The sequence below is a fragment of the Dactylosporangium sp. NPDC051485 genome (genome assembly GCF_040682015.1).
Lineage (GTDB): Bacteria > Actinomycetota > Actinomycetes > Mycobacteriales > Micromonosporaceae > Dactylosporangium.
The window spans coordinates 75868-98117 of record NZ_JBFAZW010000014.1 but is presented as its reverse complement, the minus strand read 5'-3'; the positions used below and the strand labels follow the sequence as shown (position 1 = coordinate 98117).

The 22250-nt window shown below is 71.7% G+C and carries 18 protein-coding genes; 8 read left to right on the top strand and 10 right to left on the bottom strand.

Annotated features, from left to right (window positions below; translation table 11 throughout):
- Nucleotides 1-21: 21 nt before the first annotated feature.
- Nucleotides 22-549: a hypothetical protein gene (locus AB0M46_RS10655; protein WP_363334623.1), complete on the top strand. Its 528-nt coding sequence runs from the start codon at nucleotides 22-24 to the stop codon at nucleotides 547-549.
- 114 nt (nucleotides 550-663) lie between these two features.
- Nucleotides 664-2325 (top strand): hypothetical protein, encoded by a 1662-nt coding sequence (locus AB0M46_RS10650; protein ID WP_363334621.1) that lies wholly within the window; start codon nucleotides 664-666, stop codon nucleotides 2323-2325.
- Between the two features lie 3 nt (nucleotides 2326-2328).
- On the opposite strand, the gene AB0M46_RS10645 is transcribed toward AB0M46_RS10650, so the two are convergent.
- The 6 genes from AB0M46_RS10645 to glgC are packed head-to-tail and all read right to left on the bottom strand — an operon-like array spanning nucleotide 2329 to nucleotide 11412.
- Complete coding sequence (locus AB0M46_RS10645; protein WP_363334619.1) at nucleotides 2329-2769, bottom strand: SRPBCC family protein; 441 nt, start codon at nucleotides 2767-2769, stop codon at nucleotides 2329-2331.
- Between the two features lie 19 nt (nucleotides 2770-2788).
- Nucleotides 2789-4897, bottom strand: coding sequence for a 1,4-alpha-glucan branching protein GlgB (gene glgB / locus AB0M46_RS10640; RefSeq protein WP_363334617.1), 2109 nt, complete (start codon nucleotides 4895-4897; stop codon nucleotides 2789-2791).
- An 8-nt stretch (nucleotides 4898-4905) separates the two neighbouring features.
- Nucleotides 4906-6243, bottom strand: coding sequence for a maltokinase (locus AB0M46_RS10635; protein WP_363334615.1), 1338 nt, complete (start codon nucleotides 6241-6243; stop codon nucleotides 4906-4908).
- Nucleotides 6244-6252: 9 nt separating this feature from the next.
- Nucleotides 6253-7968, bottom strand: coding sequence for a maltose alpha-D-glucosyltransferase (gene treS / locus AB0M46_RS10630; RefSeq protein WP_363334613.1), 1716 nt, complete (start codon nucleotides 7966-7968; stop codon nucleotides 6253-6255).
- Between the two features lie 42 nt (nucleotides 7969-8010).
- A complete protein-coding gene (locus tag AB0M46_RS10625) occupies nucleotides 8011-10122 on the bottom strand; it encodes an alpha-1,4-glucan--maltose-1-phosphate maltosyltransferase (protein ID WP_363334611.1) in 2112 nt (703 codons plus the stop codon).
- Nucleotides 10123-10173: 51 nt separating this feature from the next.
- A complete protein-coding gene (gene glgC, locus AB0M46_RS10620) occupies nucleotides 10174-11412 on the bottom strand; it encodes a glucose-1-phosphate adenylyltransferase (RefSeq protein ID WP_363334610.1) in 1239 nt (412 codons plus the stop codon).
- Nucleotides 11413-11474: 62 nt separating this feature from the next.
- Between glgC and glgA the strand changes: the two genes are divergently transcribed.
- Nucleotides 11475-12668, top strand: coding sequence for a glycogen synthase (gene glgA / locus AB0M46_RS10615; RefSeq protein WP_363334608.1), 1194 nt, complete (start codon nucleotides 11475-11477; stop codon nucleotides 12666-12668).
- Here glgA and pcaD read toward each other — a convergent pair.
- The gene (gene pcaD, locus AB0M46_RS10610; protein WP_363334606.1) at nucleotides 12653-13420 is read right to left on the bottom strand and encodes a 3-oxoadipate enol-lactonase; all 768 of its coding nucleotides are present in this window, start codon (nucleotides 13418-13420) and stop codon (nucleotides 12653-12655) included. The two genes, glgA and pcaD, sit on opposite strands and share 16 nt — an antisense overlap.
- A gap of 186 nt (nucleotides 13421-13606) precedes the next feature.
- Between pcaD and AB0M46_RS10605 the strand changes: the two genes are divergently transcribed.
- Nucleotides 13607-16195 carry an AAA family ATPase gene (locus AB0M46_RS10605; RefSeq protein WP_363334701.1) on the top strand — a complete coding sequence of 863 codons (2589 nt, stop codon included), beginning with the start codon at nucleotides 13607-13609 and terminating at the stop codon, nucleotides 16193-16195.
- Nucleotides 16196-17216: 1021 nt separating this feature from the next.
- Nucleotides 17217-17528, top strand: coding sequence for a hypothetical protein (locus tag AB0M46_RS10600; RefSeq protein ID WP_363334604.1), 312 nt, complete (start codon nucleotides 17217-17219; stop codon nucleotides 17526-17528).
- 22 nt (nucleotides 17529-17550) lie between these two features.
- Here AB0M46_RS10600 and AB0M46_RS10595 read toward each other — a convergent pair whose 3' ends face one another.
- Both AB0M46_RS10595 and AB0M46_RS10590 read right to left on the bottom strand, forming a co-directional pair.
- On the bottom strand, nucleotides 17551-18471 hold the full coding sequence (locus AB0M46_RS10595) for a hypothetical protein (RefSeq protein ID WP_363334602.1): 921 nt from the start codon (nucleotides 18469-18471) through the stop codon (nucleotides 17551-17553).
- Nucleotides 18472-18919: 448 nt separating this feature from the next.
- Entirely contained in the window at nucleotides 18920-19051 is a 132-nt protein-coding gene (locus AB0M46_RS10590; protein ID WP_363334600.1) for a hypothetical protein, read from the bottom strand.
- A 350-nt stretch (nucleotides 19052-19401) separates the two neighbouring features.
- Between AB0M46_RS10590 and AB0M46_RS10585 the strand changes: the two genes are divergently transcribed.
- The 3 genes from AB0M46_RS10585 to AB0M46_RS10575 all read left to right on the top strand — a co-directional run bounded on the left by AB0M46_RS10585 (nucleotide 19402) and on the right by AB0M46_RS10575 (nucleotide 21247).
- Nucleotides 19402-20232, top strand: coding sequence for a SigB/SigF/SigG family RNA polymerase sigma factor (locus AB0M46_RS10585; protein WP_363334599.1), 831 nt, complete (start codon nucleotides 19402-19404; stop codon nucleotides 20230-20232).
- A gap of 83 nt (nucleotides 20233-20315) precedes the next feature.
- Entirely contained in the window at nucleotides 20316-20474 is a 159-nt protein-coding gene (locus AB0M46_RS10580) for a hypothetical protein (protein ID WP_344619121.1), read from the top strand.
- Between the two features lie 11 nt (nucleotides 20475-20485).
- Complete coding sequence (locus AB0M46_RS10575) at nucleotides 20486-21247, top strand: methylenetetrahydrofolate reductase (protein ID WP_363334699.1); 762 nt, start codon at nucleotides 20486-20488, stop codon at nucleotides 21245-21247.
- A 52-nt stretch (nucleotides 21248-21299) separates the two neighbouring features.
- Here the strand turns inward: AB0M46_RS10575 and AB0M46_RS10570 are convergent, their stop codons facing one another.
- Nucleotides 21300-22247 (bottom strand): DUF1996 domain-containing protein, encoded by a 948-nt coding sequence (locus tag AB0M46_RS10570; protein WP_363334597.1) that lies wholly within the window; start codon nucleotides 22245-22247, stop codon nucleotides 21300-21302.
- Nucleotides 22248-22250 lie beyond the last annotated feature (3 nt).

Here is a 22250-nt window from a genome sequence, read left to right as displayed (position 1 = left end):
CGCGCAGTTTAGGGTCTTCGCATGGATCTCGCGGCGGCGTTGGGCGCGCACCTCGACCGGCTCTCGTTCGCCGACCGGGGCACGGACGAGGTCACCGAGCTGCTGATCGAGGCGGTCGTCGGGTGGGCGCGGGAGCAGGGGTGGCGGGCCTATCGGCGGGCGGCCAGCGTCGTGCCGCTGCCTGCGCCGTACGACCGGCAGTTCTCGGTCGTCGACGTCGGCATCGCCCGGCCGGGCGATGCCCCGGTGGTGGTCGAGGTGGACCACGCCGATCGGCGGCGGACGCTGGACAAGCTCGTCGCGGAGGGGGCGGCCGGGCGGGTCGCGCTGTGGGTGCGCTGGGGCGCGGGCCGGATGAGTGCGCCGCCGGAACCGGTGCGGCTGGTCGCGTTCCCGGTCATCTCGCGCCGCGGGCCGTCGGGCGGCCGCGTGCACTCGCACGCTCCCGGGGCGGACCGGCCGGCGCCGGAGCACAGCGAGGCGGCCGGGGAGTACACCTCGCAGGCCATGCACCTCGAGGACGGTCAGGGCGGGCCCGACGATACGTAGAGCAATAATCTCGCTACAGAGTGCAGTACCCCGGTGAGGTTGTCAGGCTTGGGCGAGTGTCAGTGATCAGACCTATCTGATGGCCGACTGCCGCCGTGCCCCACAATGACGCGGGTGAGTCCCACGTCCACGACGACGAGCGCCGGGCCCGCAGTCGCCGCGGTCACCGCCAAGCAGCGGCCCGCCGACGAGCGGCTTCCCGTCCGCCACCGGTTCGCCGCCGCCGGCCTGTTGGTCTGTGGCGTCGCCGTGCTGCTGGTGGGGTACCTGCGCATGGCCCGCAGCAACGGCACCAACGCCGACGGGGCGGCCAACGCGCTGCAGGCCTGGGACCTGCTGCACGGCAACCTCGGGCTGGCCGGCTGGACGCTCAGCGACGTCTCGTTCTACCCGACGGAGCTGGTGCAGTACGCGCTGATCGAGCTGTTCTACGGGCTCGACCAGGACGTGATCCACGTCGCCGCGGCCATCACCTACGTGCTGCTCATCCTCTTCGCCGCGCTGGTCGCCCGCGAAGGGGCCACCGGCCGCGCGGCGTGGGCCCGGGCCGGGGTGGTGGTGGCGGTACTGCTCGTGCCCTCGCCCGGCGCCGGCTTCGCGACCGTGCTCAACGTCCCCGACCACACCGGCACCGCGGTGCCCCTGCTGGTCGCGGCCCTGCTCTTCGGGCACCGGGCGCGGCTGGGGCGCTGGTGGCCGGTGGCGGTCGCCGTGGTGCTGACGCTGGCCCAGGTCGGCGACCCCCTGGCCATGTACATCGGGGCCCTCCCGCTGGCCACCGTGAGCGCCCTGCGGCTGCTGCGGGCCATCTGGACCCGCGCCGAGAAGGGCCCCGACGCCCACCTCCTCGTCGCCGCGGCCGCCTCGGTGGCCCTGTCCCACGCCGCCGTGCGCCTCATCGACCTGGCCGGCGGCTACCGGGTGCACGCGCCGATCGCCCAGTTCACCACCTGGGACGCGGTGCCGGACCACCTCATGCTGCTGGCCCGCACGACGGCCCTGGACTACGGGGCGTACTTCCCGCACCTGACCGGCGACCATCCGGCCCTGACCCTGCTGTACCAGGCCGCCGGCGTCGTGAAGCTGCTGCTCATGGCGGCCGCCCTGCTCGCCACGGTGGTCTCGATCGCGCGGCTGCTGCGCCGGCGCGGGCCCGACGACCGGGTGGCCCAGTGGCTGGCCGTGGCCATCGCGGTGAACCTGGCCGCCTACGTCGCCTCGACCCAGGCCGGGGACATGGCCAGCGCCCGCCAGGTGGTCGCGGTGCTGCCCTTCGGCGCGGTGCTGGCGGCCCGGGTCTTCGGCGACCGGCTGGCCAGGATCCGGGTGCGCGGGTGGATCGCCGCGGGCGCGCTGGCCGCGGTGCTGGCGGCCGCGTTCGGGGCACAGGCGGCGGTGGCCAGGCCGGCCCCGGTCGAGGCGGCCGAGGCGGCGGCCTGGCTGGAGGCGCACGACCTGCGCTACGGCCTGGGCGCCTACTGGGCCTCGAACTCGGTCACCGTGGCCACCGACGGCCGGGTGAGGGTGGCGCCGGTGGTGGATCCGATTCCGCGGGCCTTCCACTGGGAGTCGCGGGGGGACTGGTTCGACGCGGCGCGCCACGACGCCCGGTTCGTCATCATCGACACGTCGCTGGAGCACTACGGCACGGTCAGCGGGGCGGTGACCCGGTTCGGCGCGCCGAGGGAGCGGGTGGACCTGGGCCGCTGGACGATCCTGGTGTACGACCACAACCTCCTGAGCGACCTGCCCGCGCCGCACCGCCCGTCGCCGTGACGGCTACCGGCCGCCGGCGCGCTCCTCGGCGGCCTTGCGCAGGCCCTCGGCCTCCATCCTGATGTACCGCCGGATCAGCCCGGCATAGAACAGCGTCACGACCCGGGCGAGGGGCCCGGCGAACGACAGGGTCAGCTCGGCCGTGCAGGTGCCGTCGCCGTTGTCGATGGCCCAGTGGCCGCCCACGTTGCGGATGCCGGGGCTCGAGTCGGAGGTCCACTCGAAGCCGTGCGCGTCGACGCGGGTGACGGTCCAGGTCGACGGGCGCAGCCTGGGCTGGGTCACGACGACGGTCTCGCCGGCGGCCAGCGGTCCGGTGGCCGGGCGGTCCACCTTGGACACCGAAGCGGTCCAGGACGGCCAGTCCTGGACCGCTTTCATGACGTCCCCGGCCACCGCGGCCGGGGCGGCAATGGTGATGGTGTCGCGGAAGTCCACGGTCATGCTGTGAGGGTACGACCGGCTACCCCAGCTTCAGCCAGAGGGCACCCAGCGGTGGGACGCGCAGGACGGCCGAGGCGGGCAACCCGTTGTGCGGGTCGCCGGTCGCCTCGACGGCGCCCAGGTTGCCGACGCCGGAGCCGCCGTAGACGATGGCGTCGGTGTTGAGGATCTCCGACCATCGGCCGGTGAACGGCAGGCCGATCCGGTAGCCCTCGTGCGGGTGCGCGGCGAAGTTCACGATCACCGCGATGACCGAGCCGTCGCCGCCCCAGCGCAGGTAGGAGAAGACGTTGCCGCCGGAGTCCTCGTTGTTGATCCAGCGGAAGCCGTCCGGGGTGATGTCCTGGCTCCACAGCGCCGGGTGGGCCCGGTAGGTGGCGTTGAGGTCGCGCACGAGGTTCTGCAGGCCGCCCCGCAGCGGGTCCTGCAGCAGGTCCCAGTTCAGGCCGCGCTCCTCGCTCCACTCCTGCTCGTCGCCGAGCTCGCAGCCCATGAACAGCAGCTGCTTGCCGGGGAACGACCACATGTAGGCCAGCAGCGCCCGGGCGTTGGCCACCTTCTTCCACAGGTCGCCGGGCATCTTGCCGACCAGGGAGCCCTTGCCGTGCACGACCTCGTCGTGGCTGATCGGCAGCATGTAGTTCTCGCTCCAGGCGTACACCGTGGCGAACGTCATCTGGTTGTGGTGGTACTGCCGGTAGATGGGGTCCTTGCCCACGTAGGTGAGCGTGTCGTGCATCCAGCCCATGTTCCACTTGAAGCCGAAGCCCAGGCCGCCGGAGTCCGTCGGGCGGGTCACGCCCAGCCACGCCGTCGACTCCTCGGCGATCATCATGATGCCGGGGTGGTGCTTGTAGACGGTGGCGTTGGCCTCCTGCAGGAAGGAGATCGCGTCGAGGTTCTCCCGGCCGCCGTACTGGTTCGGCGACCACTGCCCGTGCTCGCGGGAGTAGTCGAGGTACAGCATCGAGGCGACCGCGTCGACCCGCAGCGCGTCGGCGTGGAACTCGTCGCACCAGTACAGGGCGTTGGCCACCAGGAAGTTGCGCACCTCCTTGCGGCCGAAGTCGAAGATGAGGGTGCCCCAGTCGGGGTGCTCGCCGCGGCGCCAGTCGCCGTGCTCGTAGAGCGGGGCGCCGTCGAAGCGGGCCAGGGCCCAGGCGTCCTTCGGGAAGTGGGCCGGCACCCAGTCCAGGATCACGCCGATGTCGGCCTGGTGCAGCCGGTCGACGAGGTAGCGGAACTCGTCTGGGGAGCCGAAGCGGGCCGTCGGCGCGTAGTAGCCGGTGACCTGGTACCCCCACGACCCGCCGAACGGGTGCTCCATCACCGGCAGGAACTCGACGTGCGTGAACCCGAGGTCGGTGACGTACTCGGTGAGCTGGTCGGCCAGCTCCACGTAGGACAGTCCGGGCCGCCACGAGCCGAGGTGGACCTCGTAGATGCTGACCGGGCCCTGGTGCGGGCGGCGCTCGGCCCGGGCGGCCAGCCAGTCGGCGTCCTTCCATTCGTAGCCGGACTCGTAGACGACGCTGGCCGTGGCCGGGGGCTGCTCGGTGTGCCGGGCCAGCGGGTCGGCCTTCTCCACCCAGTCGTTGTCCGGGGTGAGCAGCCGGAACTTGTACTTGTCCCCGGTCTTGGCCCCGGGCACGTAGAGCTCCCACACGCCGCTGCCGCCCAGCGAGCGCATCGGCCAGCCGTCGTGCGAGCCCCACCCGGTGAAGTCGCCGACGACCCGCACCCCGCGGGCGTTGGGCGCCCACACGGCGAAGGCGACGCCGCCCTGGTGGACCTGGGCGCCGAGGACGTTCCACAGCCGCTCGTGCCGCCCCTCCCGGATGAGGTGCAGGTCGAGCTCGCCGAGGGTGGGCAGGTGCCGGTACGGGTCGTCGGTGAGGTCGCCGTCGGCGTCGATGCGGTAGTCGCTCACGATGCCGGGGATCTCGGCCTCGAAGACGCCATCGCCGTGGACCTGGGTCATCGGGTGCCGCTCGCCGTCGACGACCACGGCCACGTCGGAGGCGCCGCGGCGCAGGGCCCGCACGACGGTCGTGTCGGTGCCGGGGTGGGCGCCCAGGATGCCGTGCGGGTCGTGGGCCCGCCCGGCGATGAGGTCGTCGAGATTCATAGAGGTGATCACCTTGTCGTGAGGTCGGAGCCGTTCACCATGCGCTCGATCGACTGCAGGGGGATCCGCAGCCAGCCCGGCCGGTAACGGGCCTCGTAGGCGGCCTCGTAGACCGCCTTGTCCAGCTCGTACGCCCGCAGCAACGCCCGGTCGTCGCGCGGGTCGTAACCGGCGGCGGCAGCATAGCCGTCGCAGAACGCGTCCCGGTTACGGTCCACCCACTGCCGCGCCCGCCGGGCGAGTTCCTCGTCGTCCTCCGCGCCGAGCAGCAGCTGGTGGGCAGCGTACTCGTACGAGCGCAGCATGGCGGCGACGTCCCGCAGTACCGAATCCGGCCTGCGGCGCTCCTCGACCGGCATCCCGGGCTCGCCCTCGAAGTCGATGAGCAGCCACGACTCCGGGGTGCGCAGCACCTGGCCGAGGTGGAGGTCGCCGTGGATGCGCTGGGCGGTGACCGGCTCCTCGCCGACCGCGCGGAACATGGTCGTGATGTCGTCGGCCATCTCGGCCAGCTCGGGCACGATCCGCACGTTGGCCTCGAGGCGCCGCAGCATCGCCGGCACGGGCGACGGCGTGGCCTGCGTGCCGAGGTGCTCGGCCAGGGTGCGGTGCACGTGCGCCACCGCCTCGCCCAGCCGGGCCGACTCGCTGGCGAAGTCGCCGCCCACCTCGTCGGGGTTGAGGTCGTGCTCGGCGAACAGGTCGCGCGCGCTGGTGGTGGCCATCGCCCAGCCCTCGGCGGAGTTCTGGGCGTACTCGGTCACCATGGCCAGCGCCAGGTGCTCCCCGTCCGGCGTGTCGCTCTCGATCGCGCCGAGCAGCCGGGCGACGTTGGGACAGCCGGCCCGGGCCAGGACCCGGTTGAGCTCCAGGTCGGGGTTGATCCCGGCGCTCACCCGGCGGAAGACCTTGAGGATGGCCGCGCTGTCGTAGACCACGCTGGTGTTGCTCTGCTCGGCCCCGCCGATGCGGGCCGGGGCGTCGACCGGCAGCGCCACCCCGGGCTCGGGGATGAAGCGCACGCCGTCGACGACCGCGCCGGTGTCGATGAGGGCCAGCAGCCGCTGGGACGACTGCTCGTCGTAGAGGGCGTCGGACGCGGTCCGCTCGCCGTCGGCGCCGATGAGCGCGGCCGCGGACAGCTCCGCGGCGATGTCGAGGTTCCAGCCGACGACGAGCTGGTAGCGCTCCGAGCCGCCGTCGGCGTAGTGGGCGTCGAGCAGCACATGGTCGAGGTTGTCGGGCAGGTGGGTGACGACGGCGGGCTCGACCCCGGTCAGCTCGCGGGTCCGGCCCGCATACCACCGCTGGTGCGGCAGCCACTCGGTGTACGGCAGCGACGTCATGGCACTCCTCTAGCTCTGCTCGGCCGGCGCGCTCAGGTGGAACCAGTAGAAGCCGTGCCCGGGCAGGGTGAGCAGGTATGGCAGCTGGCCGATGTTGGGGAACTGCACGTGCCCGGTGAGCTCGATCGGCGTGTAGCCGGCCCACGGCTGCAGGTTGAGCTCGATCGGCTGGGGGAAGCGGGACAGGTTGTTCACGCACAGCACGATGTCGTCGCCGTGCACCCGCAGGAACGCCAGGATCGACGGGTTGGAGCCGCCCAGCTCGCGGAACTCGCCGGCGGCGAACGCCTCGTGGCGGCGGCGGACCGCCAGCATCGTGCGCGTCCAGTTGAGCACCGAGGTGGAGCTCTCCTTCTGCGCCTCCACGTTGACGGACTGGTAGCCGTACACGTGGTCCTGGATCGCCGGCAGATAGAGCCGGCCCGGGTTGGCCTGGGAGAAGCCGGCGTTGCGGTCCGGCGTCCACTGCATCGGGGTGCGCACGCCGTCGCGGTCGCCGAGCCAGATGTTGTCGCCCATGCCGATCTCGTCGCCGTAGTACAGCACCGGCGAACCCGGCAGCGACAGCAGCAGCGCGGTGAACAGCTCGATCTGGTTGCGGTCGTTCTCCAGCAGCGGGGCGAGCCGCCGGCGGATGCCCACGTTCGCGCGCATCCGCGGGTCCTTGGCGTACTCGGCGTACATGTAGTCGCGCTCCTCGTCGGTGACCATCTCCAGGGTCAGCTCGTCGTGGTTGCGCAGGAAGATGCCCCACTGGCAGTTCGCCGGGATCTGCGGCGTGTGGGCCAGGATCTCCGAGATCGGGAAGCGCGACTCCCGGCGGACCGCCATGAAGATGCGCGGCATGAGCGGGAAGTGGAAGGCCATGTGGCACTCGTCACCATTGCCGAAGTACTCCACGACGTCGGCCGGCCACTGGTTGGCCTCGGCGAGCAGGACCCGGCCGGGGTACTCGTCGTCGATGACCTTGCGGCAGCGGCGCAGGAACTCGTGGGTCTCCGGCAGGTTCTCGCAGTTGGTGCCCTCGGACTCGAAGAGGTACGGCACCGCGTCGAGCCGGAAGCCGTCGATGCCCAGGTCGAGCCAGAACCGCAGCGCGTCGATCATCTCGCGCTGGACCTCGGGGTTGGCGTAGTTGAGGTCCGGCTGGTGGGAGAAGAACCGGTGCCAGTAGAACTGCCGCCGCACCGGGTCGAACGTCCAGTTGGACTCCTCGGTGTCGACGAAGATGACCCGCGCGTCGGAGTAGCCCTTGTCCGTGTCGGACCAGACGTAGAAGTCGCCGTACGGCCCGTGGGGGTCGCGCCGGGACTCCTGGAACCACTGGTGGGAGTCCGACGTGTGGTTCATGACCAGGTCCGTGATCACCCGGATGCCCCGCTTGTGGGCCGCGTCGAGCAGCTCGACGAAGTCCTCGACGGTGCCGAAGTCCGGCAGGACCTTGTAGAAGTCCCGGATGTCGTACCCCCCGTCGCGCAACGGGGAGTCGTAGAAGGGCGGCAGCCACAGGCAGTCGACGCCGAGCCACTGCAGGTAGTCGAGCTGGCCGATGAGCCCCTTGAGGTCGCCCGAACCGTCCGCGTTGGAGTCCGCGAAGGCCCGCACCAGGACCTCGTAGAACACGGCCCGCTGGAACCACGACTCGTCGGCGGGCAGCACCCGCGCCTGGTTGAAGTCGCTGGACGACGGGTGCTCGACGGCGGTGTGCCCGGCTGCGTCGGTCATGTCGTACCCACCTGCCTTGCTCTTTTCTAGCCCTGCTCTTTTCTAGCGGTGGCGATGCACCGTGAACACGTGGGCCGGCTCGTAGTAGGGGTCGAGCCGGACCGCATTGTGCTGTCCCCAGTCGAACGTCGCGCCGGTCACCTCGTCGCGCACCGTGAAACGCTCGTGCCAGTCGAAGCCCAGCGCGGGCATGTCCAGGGTCGTGTTACCCCACTGCACGTTGTGCGAATCAAGCGATACCACAACCAGGACGGTGTCGTCCGTCTCCGGGTCGCGCTTGGAGAAGCAGAGCACCTGCTCGTTGTCGATGCCGTGGAACACGACGTTGCGCAGCCGCTGCAGCGCCTTGTGCTCGCGCCGCACGGTGTTGAGCTTGCGCAGGTACGGCGCCAGGGACTCGCCGTTTCGCTCGGCGGCCTCCCAGTCGCGCGGGCGCAGCTGGAACTTCTCGTTGTCCAGGTACTCCTCGGCGCCGGGCCGGGGCAGGTGCTCGAAGAGCTCGAAGCCCGCGTACATGCCCCAGGACGGGCTGAGCAGCGAGGCCAGCACCGCGCGGATCTTGAACATCGGCGGGCCGCCGTGCTGCAGGTGCTCCGGCAGGATGTCGGGCGTGTTGGGCCAGAAGTTCGGGCGCATGTAGTCCGCGGCGGCGATCAGCTGCTGGACGTACTCCCGAAGCTCCCAGCCCTCGACGCGCCAGGTGAAGTAGGTGTACGACTGCGAGAACCCGATCTTGCCCAGCCCGTGCATCATGGCCGGCCTGGTGAACGCCTCGGCCAGGAACAGCACGTCCGGGTCGACCGCCTTCACCTCGCCGATCAGCCAGTGCCAGAACCCGACCGGCTTGGTGTGCGGGTTGTCCACCCGGAAGATCTTGACGTCCTGCGCCACCCAGTGCAGGACCACGCGCAGGACCTCGGCGCGGATGCCCTCGGGGTCGTTGTCGAAGTTCAGGGGATAGATGTCCTGGTACTTCTTCGGCGGATTCTCCGCGTAGGCGATGCTGCCGTCGGCGCGGGTGGTGAACCACTCCGGGTGCGCGGTGACCCACGGGTGGTCCGGCGCGCACTGCAGGGCCAGGTCCATCGCGATCTCCACACCGGCCCGGCGGGCCTCGGCGACGAACGCGCGGAAGTCCTCTCCGGTGCCCAGGTCCGGGTGGATGGCGTCGTGCCCGCCCTCCTCGGCGCCGATCGCCCACGGCGAGCCGACATCGTCCGGCCCGGCGACGAGCGTGTTGTTCGGGCCCTTGCGGTTGACCCGGCCGATCGGGTGGATCGGCGGCAGGTACACCACGTCGAAGCCCATCTCCGCCACCTGGGCCAGGCGCGGCGCGGCCGAGGCGAAGGTGCCGTGCTTGACCGGCTTGCCGCGCTCGTCGACGACCGCGCCCTCGGAGCGCGGGAAGAACTCGTACCAGGCCGAGAACAGCGCCCGCTCCCGGTCGCACCACAGCGGCAGCGCCGGGCCGCGGGTGACCTGCTGGCGCACCGGATGCCGCCAGAGCACGTCGCCGAGGCCCAGCGCCGGCGAGACCCGGGCGAACAGCGCGATGCCGGCGTCGTCGAGCGCGGCGGCGGCCCCCTCGACCCGGCCGCGCTCGTCCTGCGGCACGCCCGCGGCCGCCTCGCGCAGCAGCGCCGCGCCCTCGGCCAGGTCGTTGACGAGGTCCTCGAGGCCCTGCCCGGCGGCGATCTTCTTGGACACGGCGCTGTGCCAGGTGAGGTACGGATCGCTGAACGCCTCGACGGCGAAGGTCCAGGCGCCGACCGTGTCGGGTCGCATCTCGCCCAGCCACGAGTCGGAGCCGGGCGGGCCGGGGCGCAGCCGGTTGAACGGCCGCTCGGTGCCGTCCGGCGCGATGAGCACCACGTTGGTGCCCATCATCGCGTGGCCCTCGCGGTAGGAGACGGCCGAGACCGGCACCAGCTCACCGACGACGGCCTTGGCGGCGAAGCGTCCGCCCTCGATCTGCGGGGTGACCCGCTCGATCGGGAAGCGCTGCCCGACGCCGACCGGTGGCGCGTGGAAGGCCGCCGCGGGAGACTCGGCCGTCTCCTGCGGCTGCACCGGTTCCGCGGACAACGCGATCTCCGTCTCGGTCGCTTCCGTGGTAGCGATCTCGGTCTTCAGGGCCTCGGGGGTCTCACCCATGATCCTCACCGTATCGAATCTTCCCAGGAGTCGCAGCGGAAGCCGGGTGCGTCAGGGCTCCACCTTCTGCCCCTTGCCGATGACCACGATGCCACCGTCCGACACCGTGTAGCGCCTGCGGTCGCGCTCGAGATCCACGCCGATCTCGGCGCCCTCGGGCACGATCACGTTCTTGTCCAGGATGGCGTTGCGCACCACGGCGTGCCGCCCGATGTCGACGCCCTCCATGAGCACCGAACCCTCGACGTGGGCCCAGGAGTGCACCTTCACGTTCGGCGACACCACCGAGTTCTCCACCAGGGAGCCGGAGATGACCGCGCCGGGGGAGATCATCGAGCCGACCGCCCGGCCGACCCGCTCGCCCCAGCCGTGCACGAACTTCGCCGGCGGCCACGGGCTGTTGCCGGTGTAGATGGGCCAGTCGAAGTTGTACAGGTTGAAGACCGGCTGGACCGCGATGAGGTCCATGTTGGCCTCGTAGTACGAGTCCAGGGTCCCCACGTCGCGCCAGTAGCCGCGGTCGCGCTCCGAGCTGCCCGGCACCCGATTCTGGCTGAAGTCGTAGACCGCGGCCTCGTTCCGGTCGACGAAGAACGGGATGATGTTGCCGCCCATGTCGTGCTTGCTGGACGGGTCCTTCGCGTCGCGGGTGACGGCGTCGATGAGCGCGTCGGTGGTGAACACGTAGTTGCCCATCGACGCGAAGATCTCGCCGGGGGAGTCCGGCAGGCCCCGGGCGTCCTTGGGCTTCTCGCGGAAGGCGCTGATCTGCCCGCCGCTCCGCTCGCCCACCTCGATCACCCCGAACTGGTCGGCCGTGGACAGCGGCTGGCGGATGCCGGCCACGGTGGCGGAGGCCCCGGACTCGATGTGCTGGCGCACCATCTGCTCCGGGTCCATCCGGTAGATGTGGTCGGCGCCGAAGACGATGACGTAGTCCGGCCGCTCGTCGTTGATCAGGTTCAGGCTCTGGTAGATGGCGTCGGCGGAGCCGGCGAACCAGCGCGGGCCGAGGCGCTGCTGGGCGGGCACCGGCGTGACGTAGTTGCCGAGCAGCGTGGACATCCGCCAGGTCTTCGTCACGTGCCGGTCCAGCGAGTGCGACTTGTACTGGGTCAGCACGACCATCTTGAGATAGCCGCCGTTGGCGAGGTTGGACAGCACGAAGTCGATCAGGCGGTAGATGCCGCCGAACGGCACCGCGGGCTTGGCCCGGTCGGTGGTCAAGGGCATCAGCCGCTTGCCCTCGCCTCCGGCGAGGACGATCGCGAGGACGTTCTTGGCAGCCATGGCGCAGACGCTAAACGTGTCCGGCGTGTTGCGCCAGACGAACAGCAATTAGTGTTTGGGGCGTGCGAGTAGACCTGCTCACTCGAGAGTACCCGCCGGACGTTTACGGCGGTGCCGGCGTGCATCTGGAGTATCTTGCCCGTGAGCTGCGCGAGCTGCGATCCGCGGCGCTCGACGTGCGCGTGCACTGTTTCGGGGCGCCGCGCAGCGAGGCGGGGGTGACCGGCTACCCCGACCCGGCCGGCCTGTCCGGGGCCAACCCGGCGCTGCGCACCATGGGCGTCGACCTCGAGATGGCCGCCGGTTGCTCGGGCACCGACGTCGTGCACAGCCATACGTGGTACGCCAACCTCGCCGGTCACGTCGCCAAGCTCCTGCACGGCGTGCCGCACGTGGTGACCACGCACAGCCTGGAGCCGCTGCGGCCGTGGAAGGCCGAGCAGCTCGGCGGCGGCTATGCGCTCTCCTCGTGGTGCGAGCGGACCGCCATCGAGGCCGCCGACGCCGTCATCGCCGTGTCGGCCGGGATGAAGGCCGACGTGCTGCGCGCGTATCCGGCGGTCGACCCCGACAAGGTGCACGTCGTCTACAATGGCATCGACACCGAGCAGTACGCGCCCGACCAGGGCACCGACGTGCTGGAGCGCCTCGGCATCGACGCGGACCGGCCCAGCGTGGTCTACGTCGGGCGGATCACGCGGCAGAAGGGGTTGCCGTACCTGCTGCGGGCGGCCCGCCGGCTGCCCCCCGACACGCAGCTCGTCCTGCTGGCCGGCGCCCCCGACACGCCGGAGATCGCGGCGGAGGTGACCGCGCTGGCCGACGAGCTCAGGGCCACCCGCTCCGGGGTCGTGTGGGTCCAGGAGATGCTGCCCAAGCGCGAGGTCATCCAGGTCCTCACCCACGCCACGCTCTTCGTCTGCCCGTCGATCTACGAGCCGATGGGCATCGTCAACCTCGAGGCGATGGCCTGCCGGACCGCGGTGGTGGCCACCGCCACCGGCGGCATCCCCGAGGTGGTGGCCGACCGCGAAACGGGCCTGCTGGTGCCGATCGAGCAGGTGTCCGACGGCTCCGGCACGCCCCTGGACGAGTCGCGGTTCGTGGCCGACCTCGCCGACGCGATGATCGCCGTGCTGGAGGATCCGGCCCGGGCGGCGGCCTTCGGGCGGGCCGGGCGGCAGCGGGCGGTGGATCACTTCTCGTGGGCGGCGATCGCCGACCGGACCCTGGCGGTCTATCAGTCGGTGACGTGATCGTTGATCAGCTGGGCGATCGTCTCCGGCTGCTCGACGTTGGCAAGATGAGCCGCATTCGGAAGCACGACCAGCCGGCTGCCGCGAATGCCCTCGTGGATGCGTTCGCCGTGCTCGGGCGGGCTGGCGGGGTCGTCCGCCCCGGCGATGACGAGCGTCGGGGCGCAGATGCGGCGCAGGTCCTCGCGCAGGTCCATCGCGGCGATCGCCTCGCACCCGGCTGCGTACCCCTCGGCCGGGCAGGCGGCGATCATCGCCCGGTAGGGGGCCACCCGGGCCGGTAGCGCGGCCCGGAAGCGCGGCGTGAACCAGCGCCCGAGCACCGCGTCGGCCACCGGCGCCATGCCGCCGGCCCGCACCTGCTGGGCCCGGGCCAGCCACCCGTCGGCCGGCGGCAGGTGGGCCGCGGTGCAGATGAGCACCAGCCGGTCGATGCGCTCGGGGGCGTTGGCGGCCAGCCACATGCCGACCATGCCGCCGAGGGAGAGGCCGCAGTACGACGTCCGCTCGATGCCCAGGCGGTCGAGCAGGGCCAGCACGTCGCGGCCGAGGTCCTCGATGCGGTACGGCCCGGCCGGCACCGGCGACCCGCCGTGCCCGCGGTGGTCGAAGCGCACCACCCGGAGCCGGTCGCCGAAGCGCGGCAGCTGGGGCCGCCACATGTCCAGGTTGCTGCCCAGCGACCCGCCGAGCAGCAGGAAGGGCGCACCGAGCGGACCCGTGGTGCGCTGGAACAGCGTCGTTGCCGTCACCGGACTCTTGTACCACCTCAGTTCGCCCCCGGTCTCACTTCGCTCTCGGCGGAATGGCATTTCCCTCATCGCGCGATATCGTCAGGTCCGTGGCGGCCGCGCCCGCCCGAGCCGCATCCGCCGGCCAAGAGGCTTCGACTCAGCGCCTTCTCCGTGTTCCGCGTATGAGAAGGGCGTCTGATGGCGATGTTCGAGCGCTTCACCGACCGCTCCCGCCGGGTTGTCGTGCTGGCCCAGGAGGCCGCCCGCACCCTCAACCACAACTACATCGGCACCGAGCACCTGCTGCTCGGCCTGCTGCACGAGGGCGAGGGCCTCGCCGCGACCGTCCTGCGCGCCCTGGGCGTCACGCTCGAGGCGGTCACTCGCGAGGTCGAGGAGATCGTCGGCCTCGGGCCCCGGGCCGCCACCGGATACATCCCGTTCACCCCGCGGGCCAAGAAGGCCCTGGAGCTGTCCCTGCGCGAGTCTCTGCGCCTGGGGTCCTCGCACATCGGCACCGAGCACATCCTGCTGGCCCTGCTCCGCGAGGGCGAGGGCGTCGCCGTGCAGATCCTGACCCGCCTGGGCGTCAACCCGACGGCCGTGCGCGCCCAGCTCGCCGACGTTCCCCTGGTGGAGCCGCCGCCCCCGTCCCCGTCCGCGTCCCCGACGCTGGACCAGTTCGCCCGCAACCTGACGGCCGCGGCCCGCGAGGGCGCCCTGGACCCCGTCATCGGCCGCGACCGGGAGCTGGAGCGGGTCGTGCAGATCCTGACCTGCCGCCGCAAGAACAACCCGATCCTGACCGGCGACCCGGGCGTCGGCAAGACCGCCGTGGTGGAGGCCCTGGCCCAGCGCATCGCCGCCGCAGACGTGCCCCCGTCCCTGCGCGGCCGCCAGCTGTACTCCCTGGACCTGGGCGCCCTCGTCGCCGGCTCCCGCTACCGCGGCGACTTCGAGGAGCGCCTCCGCAAGGTCATCAAGGAGATCCGCACCCGCGGCGACGTCATCCTCTTCATCGACGAGATGCACACCCTGGTCGGCGCCGGCGCCGCCGAGGGCGCCATCGACGCCGCGTCCCTCCTCAAGCCCCTGCTGGCCCGCGGCGAGCTGCAGACCATCGGCGCGACGACCACGGACGAGTATCGCCGCTACATCAGCCGCGACGGCGGCCTGGACCGCCGCTTCCAGCCCGTCCCGGTGTCGGCCCCCACCCCCGGCGAGTCGCTGGCGATCCTGCGAGGCCTGCGCGCCAGCTACGAGTCCCACCACGGCGTGACCTACACGGACGAGGCCCTGACCGCCGCCGTCACCCTCGCCGACCGTTACATCCCCGACCGTCACCTCCCGGACAAGGCCATCGACCTGCTGGACGAGTCCGGCGCCCGCACGAGCATCCTGGGCCCGCCGGTGGTGGTCGACGCCGCGAGGATCGCGGAGGTGCTGGCCGCCTGGACGGGCATCCCGGTGGGCGCGGTGTCCACATCGGAGACCACCCGCCTGCTCGCGATGGAGCAGGCCCTGCACCGCCGGGTCGTCTCCCAGCACCACGCGGTCGCCGCCGTCTCCCAGTCCATCCGCAGGTCCCGCGCCGGCCTGTCCGACCCGAGGCGCCCCACCGCCTCGTTCATCTTCGCCGGCCCGTCCGGCGTGGGAAAGTCCTCCCTGGCCAAGGCCCTGGCCGAGCACCTCTTCGGCACGGAGGAGGCCCTGATCCAGCTCGACATGTCCGAGTACCACGACCACCACACCGTCGCCCGCCTGGTCGGCGCCCCGCCCGGCTACGTGGGCCACGACGACGGCGGCCAGCTCACCGAGCAGGTCCGCCGCCGCCCGTTCTCGGTCATCCTCTTCGACGAGATCGAAAAGGCCCACCCGGACGTCTTCAACGCCTTGCTGCAGGTCCTGGAGGACGGCCACCTGACCGACGCCCAGGGCCGCCGCACCGACTTCCGCCACACCATCCTGATCCTGACCACCAACCTGGGCACCGCGACCGCGGAGGCCGGCTTCACCCTGCCCCCGCCTGTCTCCGCTGTGGGTGTGCGGGGTGTGCCGGGTCTGGGCATGCCGCCTGTGTCCGCCCTGGGCGTGCCGGGTCTGGGCGTGTCGCCTGTCTCCGCTGTGGGCGTGCGGGGTGTCCCGGGTCTGCGCGTGTCGCCTGCACCCGCCATGGGCGTGCGGGGTGTGCCTGGCCCGGGCATCCCGGCTCTTCCTGGTCCGGCTTCTATTGGTCCGAGTGCACCCGCTGCTCCTGGCCTCGGCGTGCCGGGTGTTTCCGGCCCGGGCGTGCCGGCTGTTCCTGGTCCGGGCATGCCGGGCGGGCCCGGACCCTCGGTGTCAACGGCGTCCGCACCCACCGATCGGCCTGACGGGCCGGCAACGGCCGCGTACATGAGGGACCTGTCCCGCCACTTCCGCCCCGAGTTCCTCAACCGCATCGACGAGATCGTGGTCTTCCACCCGCTGACCGAGCCGGACCTGCTGACCATCGTCGACCACCACCTGCAACGCCTGACCACCACCCTCGCGGCCCGAGGCATAACCCTGACCCTGACCGCCGCCGCCCGCCACCACCTGGCCACGACCGGCACCGACCCGAAGCTGGGCGCCCGCCCCCTGCGCCGAGCCATCCAACGCGAACTGGAGACCGAGCTCTCCACCCGCCTCCTGACCGAGTCCCTCCCCGCGGGCACCACCCTGACGGTCGACAGAGAGGACGACCGCCTGACCTTCACCCAAACCAGCACCACACCGCCGCCTGCGGAGCACCCCACTCCGGTGCCCGCGTAACCGCCGCACCTCCGCCTCGACCCCGCCGCGCGACTCAGGCCGATCGCCAACAGAGCGGACACGGACGTCCCTGGCACCGATGAACGTGGAACCGCTCTCCTCCATGCACACTCGCGGCGACGGCGAACTCGCGCGACAGCGGTGGATGCGCCTAGCAGCGCTCCGCCAGCAGCAACCGCTTGATTCGCTGCCCGCACGCACCGCAGCCCCCGCTCGCCAGCGCGGCGCCCATCGCGACAGCGAGTAACCGGCGGCGCGCTGGCTGGACGCACTGAACTGCCGACGCGGGTCGTTTCGCGAGCCATCGCCGTCGGGAGGTCCGGCGAATCGGCGCCAGCGGTCTGTTGACGCAATGATTGTCTGATGGTGCCCTTCGAGAGCCGTGGAGAAAATGGCGTGGTTGCATCGCCGGACGACGATGGAAATGCGTCGGTTCGGGAATATTCCCGATCACCGCTGCATGTGTTTCCGCACCGGCGGGCTCGGGCAGCAATGGTGCGGGTGTCCCACGAAGCGTCGGGGTTGGGCCGGGCTGCGTGACGCCGTTCGCCTCGCGCGGCGCGGGATCACCGTCATGCACCAGGCTGTCGATCGCGGGAGGTCCGGTCCCGCCCAGCTCGCATGACCGGTGGCGGCGCAGGTGGCGTGGCCGGTGGCGGCGAGGGCGGCGCTGGTTCGTGCACCGAGCCATTCCGCTGGTCGCCGGCCGGTGGTGTGGCTGGTGGTGGCGGGGGCGGCGCCGGTTTGTGCAGTGAGTCGTCCCGCTGGTTGCCGGCCGGTGGCGGGGTGTCGCCGTGCGCGCGGCGCAGCCGCTCGGCGTGCCGTGTGGCCAATCCCCAGGCTCGATGCCGCGCGTGTTCCTGGCGGAACTGCTCCTTTGCCGGAGAATAACGACGTGACCTGGTCCGGTCGCGCATGGAAGCCAATTCGGTTTTTGTGAACAACTGCAACTGCCCCACGCATTTGATTATCTCAGCACCCGGCAGAATGCGCCGCCCCGAACGGCATCGCACAATGTCAGATGGCGCACGCCATCCCGCAGACCATGCTTGCTAGCGCGAGGTCCATCGTGACATTGGGTGACCGTCTGTTCGATGGCGTGGTGCATTGCATTGCCGATGCGTGCGTGTCCGATCTGGGAATGACTGGGCGCTGGTCGCCGCCGGGCCAGGTGGCTGAGCCGCTCGGGGAGCATCAGCACGTGATCATCGACTCCCGCGGCGGACGCTATCGGCACGACGTCGAGCGATGGGCGGTCAGCCCGCAGCGCACCGCCGGCCCGCTTCCGGGCTTTGTGCGAGCCTGGGCAGGCAGGACCGGGTGGCCGGCATGAGTGGTGGGGCGTCGGGGGTCGGTCAATAGGTCAGGGCGGGGGCGTCGGACTCCTGGGCTGGGAGGACTACCAGGTCGGGCGGGAGGACGGTGCGGGGTGCCGGGTCGTCGTCGAGAGTGATGTCGTACGCGATGGGGGAGCCCGATGCGGTCCAATGGGCGCCCTGGATGGTGCCCTCGCGGCGGGGGCCCTTGCCGGGCAGGCGGATGCGGGTGCCCGGGGCGTGGCCGTCGTCGGCGACGACGAGGAGGGCGTCGAGGGTCTGGCCCACGCCCTGCCACGGGGCCGGCGGGACCTGGGGCTCGCCCGCGGCGTCCTCGGTCGGGGTGCAGAGGCGGCGGTGGGCGAGGGTCAGCAGGTCGGCGGCATAGCGGGTGGCCGGCTCCGGGTGGTGCTGGGCGGCGGCCAGGGCGGCGTCGATGCGGTGCCAGCGCTCGGCGGGGCGGTCGTTCAGGAAGAGCCGGGCGGCTCGGTCCAGGTCGGCGCAGGCGGTGTCGAGGGCGGTCTCCTCGCCCAGCTCGGCGGTCCAGGCCAGGTCCAGCGGGGGCGGGACCAGGCCGGGGACCTCGTGGGCCGCGGCCAGGTACACCATGGCCAGGAGTTCGGCGCGCAGCGAGCCGGCGTAGAAGGGGGTGCCCTCGGCGTCGGCCGGTGGGAAGCGGTCGGCCAGGTGACGGGCCCGGCCGGCCGGGAGGCGGGCGGCCGTGCGGGTGGTGGCCAGCTTCTCCTCGGCGGGGCGCTCCTCGCGGGCGACGATGGTCCAGCGGCCACGGGACAACGCGACCGGGTACACGGTGCGGCCCGCGTTTGCCAGCGACTCGCCCGGGGCGAGGCCCGCGGCGGCCAGTTGGCGGGCGGCGATCGAGTAGGGGACGCCGGTTTCGGCGGCGTGGGCGCGTACGGCTCGGCGGCGGGCGCGGTCGCGGGCGGTTCGGGTGCGCATGCGCGGGCTGGGCGTGGCTGTGGGGGAGCCTAGGGCGGGTGGGGGAGCCGGGTCCGCGGGCATTGGGTCCGTCGGCGGGGGTGGCGATGCCGCCGTCACCTCGGCGGCCGCGACCTCCGGGGTTGAGCCGCCGCCCGTCGGTGCACCCGGGGTTTCCCTCTGGTCGCGGTGGGGCGGGGAGTGGCGATCATCCGGGCGGTCGGACGGGGTTGTCGGGTGCTGCGGTACCTCGGCCATAAAGGTCCTCCGGCGTCGACCCACGCTCGCACCGATCGGACGGGATGTGCCGCCGCCGGGCGTGGTTGGGCAGCCCGGATCGGTGCGCTGAGTCGGAGCCTCTTGGCCTCGGGCCCGGTCGGCGTGGGCGGCCGGGTCAGGCTCGGGCAGGCGCGCTGCCCGAGCACAGAGTACCGCCCCGACCCTGTTCGCCGCTTGCCCGACCGTGGGTTCAGCGGTGTGCGCCCACGCCGCCGTAGCCGTGCGACACCTGGGCCTCGCCGGGGTCCGGCCGCCACTTGCCGACCCAGGTCAGGCCCGGGCCGAGCGGTTCGTAGCCGTGCGACGTTCGGGACCAAGGCATCGATCACCATGCGGTCCGCCGAGGTGCGAACGCCGCACCTGGCTGTTGCCGTGCGGCAAGTTCTTGTAAGGTGAAGGCGTCCCACCCCGTATGGGTGACGTATCTCCCCATGCGGCCGGGCCCGTCCAGACGGCGGCGGCACACCCGGAGCGTGGCGACACCGGCGGTCTGCGCCGGCGCTCAAGACACGGGCGTCGCAGCGTCATTCGACCGGACTGCGAGCACGCCTACGACCCTGCCCACTGCAGGGTTCCCCGCTCGCCCACCACCGAAACCCCGTGCCCGAATCGGGCCGGGACGCGTTGTGGCGCCGGTCATGCGGTACCAAATGGGAAAGGCTGAACCCTGCCATGAGCATCGACGTGCAGAACACCCACACCCACCAGCAGAGCACCCAGGCCCCGCACGGGCGCGGCACCCGCGAAACCGACGCGCAGGCGAAGGCGCTGCTGTCGCTGCTGGCCGACCTCCCCACCGGCGCCGACCGCGAACGCGTCCGCGCCCGGCTGATCGAGCTGTACATCCCGCTCGCGGAGTACCTCGCCCGCCGCTTCCGTAACCGGGGTGAGCTGTTCGACGATCTGGTCCAGGTGGCCAACCTCGGCTTGATCAAGTCGGTCGACGGGTTTGACCCGTTGCGGGGGGCGGCGTTCACCAGTTACGCGATCCCGATGATTGTCGGTGAGCTCAAGCGGCATTTCCGGGACAAGGGCTGGGATGTGCGGGTGCCTCGCCGGCTGCAGGAGTTGCGGCTGGAGATCAGTAAGGTCTCCGGGGATCTTGCCCAGGACCTGGGCCGGTCCCCGACGGTCGCCGACCTCGCCACCCGGCTCGGGGTGAGTGAGGAGGAGGTCATCGAGGGCCTGGACTGCGGGCAGGCGTACCGGGCGCTGTCGCTGGACGCCCCGGCCGGTGACGGCGCGGACGCGGGGGCGGCGGGCCTGGGTGATCTGCTCGGTGCCGAGGACCCGGACATGCGTAACGTCGAGAACCGTGAGGCGCTGCGGCCGTTGCTGGCCAAGCTGCCGGAGCGGGAGCAGAAGATCATCGCGATGCGCTTCCACGGCAACCTGACCCAGTCGCAGATCGCCGCGGAGCTCGGCATCTCCCAGATGCACGTGTCCCGGCTGCTGACCGGCGCCCTGCGGGTCCTGCGCGAGCAGCTCACCCGCGAGGGCTGACCTTCCGCGCGCCTGCCCCGCGGACCGGGGTGGATTCCGTACCTTGGTTCGCGGGGGTGGGCAAATTGGGCAAATCGCGCGAATTGAAGTGGGTGCTGCGTACCGGCCGCGACGAGCTGGCCGAGCACGACGGCAAGGAGATCTATGCCTTCGGCGACACCGACTCGGTGGGCCGGGTCGAGGTGACGCTGACCGACGGGACCCGCGTGCGAGTGCGCCGGTCGCAACTCATACCGTCCTAAGGGTGACCGGGATGGGGAGCACCTTCGAGATCGTCTGTGAGATCGAGCCGCCGACGCGGCCCGACATCCGGCACGTGCGGCACCAGATCGGGGTCCTGGCCCCGGTCGCGCACGCGTTTCTCATCCCGGACAACCACATCGGGCGGGCAACGGTGTCCAGCATCGCCGTGGCGCACGAGGTGGCGGCCATGGGCGGGCGCAGCATCGCCTGCCTGAACTCCCGCGACCGCAACCTGCTGGGCTTCCAGCGCGACATGCTGACCGCCGCCGCCTATGGCGTGGGCGAGTTCCTCTTCGTGCACGGCGACAAGCCGACCGTCGGCGAGCGCACCGGCGAGCTGACCGTCCGCACGATGATCGCCGAGGCTCACGCGATGGCCGAGCGCCCCGGCTTCACCCGCCCGCGCATCGGCGTTGCCGCCGCCCTGCGCCGCGTGCCGTCCTGGAAGCGCGAGGCGGACTTCGTGTTCGCCCAGATGAGCTTCGACGTGGACGCCCTGCTGCGCTGGCGCGACGAGACCGCGCTGGAGCAGCCGGTGTACGCCGGGGTGCTCGTCCTGGCCAGCGCCGGCATGGCCCGCCGTCTCTCGGCCACCATCCCGGACATCGACATCCCGGCCGACCTGATCGACCGGGTCGCCGCCGACCCGCGCGCGGGGGTGGCCGCCGCCTGCGCGCAGGTGGACGCCCTCCGCGAGAGCGGCGCCTTCTCCGGCGTCCACCTGGTGACCGTGTCCCGATACCGCGAGGTCGCGCTGGCCCTGGAGCACTGAGCCGGGCCTGGCCGCCGGGGCGGCGAGGCCCGGACGGGCGGTAGGCGCCGAGCTACTTCTGGTAGCCGAAGTCGTCGCAGGTGCGCCGCTGGGCGAGGCAGTTCCTGGTGCGCTGGTTCATGGTCGGCTGGTCCCACATGACGAAGGCGTCGCCGTGCATCGAGGAGGCGCTCTTGCCCTCCTTGTCCGACGAGAGGTAGTAGCCCTCCGGGGTGCCCTTCACGCCGTACTGGATGTCGAAGGCGATGGCCGGGATCTTCACCGGATGCTTCGCGGGGCAGCCGTTGCCGGAGCCGAAGGCCACGTGGTCCTTGTGGTTGGGGCTGTCCAGGTGCTCGCCGTCCCAGCAGTCCGGGAACTGCAGGATGAAGTGCAGCGTGGCGGTGCCGCCGCAGATGGGCCAGTTGCCGTTGGTGCTGCGGGCGACGCCGTCGAGGTCGCCGGGGCCGTAGAAGGCGCAGTAGAACTGGCCCTGGGCGCCGCGCGGGGTCGGCTGCTGCTTCTTGGCGTCGCCGGCGATCATGCGCAGGCCGTTGGGCATCGGCATCTGGCCGGTCGAGGTGTTCATGAGCGTGCGGTAGTACACCCGGAAGCCCGTGCTCTCCACCGGCTTGCCGGTCGCGTTGTCATACAGCGTCGGCACCCAGTAGGCGGAGTGGTCCTGGGTGGGCTTGCAGGTGGTCGCGGTGTACTTCGTGAGGTCCTCGGCCGTCGTATCCGCCTTGGTGGCCTTGTTGCCGATGAACGAGTGCATGTGCGAGGCGCCCGGGAGGCCGGGGAAGACGATCGGGTCGTCGGCCGCCGAGTGGCTGTACTGGCAGTCGGCCCGGAACTCGGCCAGGTTCCCGACGCCGGCCGGCACCGGATCGGCGGCCAGGGCCTTGTACGCGTCCACCTGCGCCTTCCACGCCGCCTTGTCGACGGGCACCCACCCGCCACTGGCGGCGGCGACGGCCTTCGAGGACGCGGCGGCGCCCGACGGCGTGGGCGAGCCGGCCACCCC